Source organism: Streptomyces thermovulgaris, from assembly GCF_002155915.1.
Classification (GTDB): domain Bacteria; phylum Actinomycetota; class Actinomycetes; order Streptomycetales; family Streptomycetaceae; genus Streptomyces; species Streptomyces thermovulgaris.
On record NZ_MUME01000443.1, the window covers coordinates 1 to 2,722 of the forward strand.

Here is a 2,722-nt window from a genome sequence, read left to right on the forward strand (position 1 = left end):
GTCCTCCCGCCCCGAGAACCACCTCGAAACCGCCTACGACCGGCGCAGACTGCGCCAGTGGCTCGCCGGAGAGGCCAAGGCGGACGGGGTCAGCCGCCGCCACCTGCTCACCCTGCTCGCCGCCACGGCCGCCGCGACCGCGCTCCCCGTGCCGCCCCCGGCCCGCGCCGCCGACACCCCGACGATCGTCAAACCGCTGCCGCCCGAGTGGTTCATCCAGCACGGCACCAACGCCGAGACCCGCTGGGAGGCCCTGCGCGGAACCGGCCACCACACCCCCAACGAGCTGTTCTTCGTACGCAACCACACCGCCACCCCCGTGCTGACGGCACACGAGTGGCGGCTGCGGCTGTGGGGCAGCGGGCTGCGAGGCTCACCCGGTGAGGACAAGCCGGTGGAGTTCGGGTACGACGACCTGCGTGCCCTGCCCTCCGTCACCCGGACCGCGTTCGTCGAGTGCGCCGGGAACGGCCGCGCGTACTACACGACCCAGCAGGGCGAAACGGTCAGCGGCACCCCGTGGACCTTGGGCGCGATCGGCGTCGCCCGCTGGCGTGGAGTGCCCCTGGCCGACGTCCTGCGCCGGGCGGGACTGTCCTCCCGCGCCGTGGACGTCCAGCCCCGCGGCCTGGACGCCGAGTACATCAGCGGCGGGGAGAACCTCGGCCGGGTGCGCCGCCCGCTGCCGCTGTCCAAGGCCCTGCACGACGTCCTGCTCGCGTACGAGATGAACGGCGAGCCCCTGCCGCACGACCACGGGTATCCGGTGCGGGTGCTGGTGCCCTCGTGGGTGGGGATCGCGTCGATCAAGTGGGTCGGCGACATCGAGGTGTCCGCACAGCCGCTGTTCTCGCCCTGGAACACCACCTTCTACCGGCTGTTCGGCCCCTCCCACCCGAAGGACGGCAGCGCGCCGCTGACCCGGCAGACGATCAAGAGCGCCTTCGAACTGGCGAGCGGCGCCACCTTCCGGGCGGGAGAACGCCATGTGCTGCACGGCCGCTCCTGGTCGGGCGCGGGAGCCGTCGCACGGGTCGACGTCAGCACCGACGGCGGGACGAGCTGGCGGCCGGCCCGGCTCCACGACAGCCCCCGCCCGGACACCTGGACCCGCTGGTCCCTCACCTGGACCCCCAGGACCCCCGGCGCCACCCACCTCCTGGCCCGCGCCACCGACACCGCCGGCCGCACCCAGCCGGACACCGCCGTGCCCAACACCCAGGGCTACCTGTTCGACGCGGTGGTACGGCATCCGGTGACCGTGGTCTGACGTGGTCCGACGACGATCCCGAGGGGAGGGAACGGCGATCCGCGCGCTGCCCGGACCACCCGGACCACCCGGACCGCCCGGACCGTACGGGCCCCGGCAGCCGCGTCCGGGCCCGTACGGCCCCGGCCTGCCCGCCCTCTCGCGACGGACCGGACGGCACACCTCCTCATCCGCCATGTGAGACGCAGAACGGAACGGGGTAAGGCCCTCTTGACGCGGCACGAAGACCGCCGGACTCTGCCGGAGCAGAGATCCCTCGTGGATGGGCAGGAAATGATGGAGCGTCTGGAGTCGCCCGCCAACCGCGCCCCGCGCGTGGGCCGGTCGTCTCTTCTGCTGACCTCCCGCCGTCACATCGACCTCCAGCGCGTCTGCAGCGCGACAGGCCTTCCGCGCTGAACCGGCGGTACCCGCCGGCACCGCATCCATATCCCGCCGTGCACGGGTACGCGCCGACGCCGCCGCGCGCCCACCGCTCCGCGTGCGCCGCACGCCGCACCTTGTGAGAACCTCACGCCGGACCCGGACCCAGGGAGACTCATGTCCGCCGCACCCCTGACCACCGTGCCGTCCTTCCCCGCCCCGCCGTCGTTCCGGGGCAGGGTCGGCAGCGACGCGAGCAGCGGCTACTACCCCGCACCGCGCCGCTACCGCCTCCATCTCTCGCTGTCCTGCCCCTACTGTCTGCGGATCGCCGTCGCCCACAGCCTGCTCGGCCTGGAGGAGACCCTCCCGGTGGTCCTGCTGCCGGCGGTCCCCGACCGGCCCGACGGCGGACACTCCGCTCTGCGCCCGCTGTACGAGGCCAGTTCGCACCGGCATCCCGGACCGGCACTCGCACCGGTGCTGAGCGACACCTGGACGGGGCGGATCGTCAGCACGCACACCCCGGACATCCTCCGCGACCTGGACCGGCGTTTCGGCGGCGACGGCCCCGACCGGATCACGCTGTATCCCCACGGCGCGGAGACGGAGATCGAAGCCGTCGAACACCTCTGCGAGCACAGCATCAACCACGCCGCACAGCAGGCGGGGCGCGCCGACACCGACACCACGACGCGCCGCACCGCCCTCGGCCGCCTGCTCAGCGCCCTGGACTCCCTGGAGGGGCGGCTCGCCCACCAGGACTTCCTCCTCGGCGACGCACTGACCGCCGCCGACGTGCAGGTGTGGGTCACCCTGGTCCAGCTCGACACCGTGCACCGCCTGCACCTGGACGCCGCCGCGGTCCACCACGTCGCCGACCACCCGCACCTGTGGGCCTACGCACGGCGCCTGGCCGCCCACCCCGCCTTCGGCCCGCACCTCGACCTGGACGGCATCGCCCGCAGGCACCACGCCCACTGCCGAGGACTGGAGGCCGCGGGGGCGGCGGTGCGGATCCTGGACTGGACGGCCCACCGCACGGACGGATCCGCCCACCCCTCCCAGGACTGTCTCCTACACACATCT

General features: G+C 73.5%; 2 protein-coding genes. Both read left to right on the forward strand.

Features of this window, described 5'->3' with window-relative positions; genetic code table 11:
• Positions 1 to 1,270, forward strand: a 1,270-nt coding sequence (locus CCN35_RS26065; protein WP_245863497.1) for a sulfite oxidase, incomplete at its 5' end; no start/stop codon positions are given.
• A 540-nt stretch (positions 1,271 to 1,810) separates the two neighbouring features.
• Positions 1,811 to 2,722 (forward strand): glutathione S-transferase C-terminal domain-containing protein (locus CCN35_RS26075; RefSeq protein WP_086794553.1); only part of this gene is annotated, 912 nt, incomplete at its 3' end.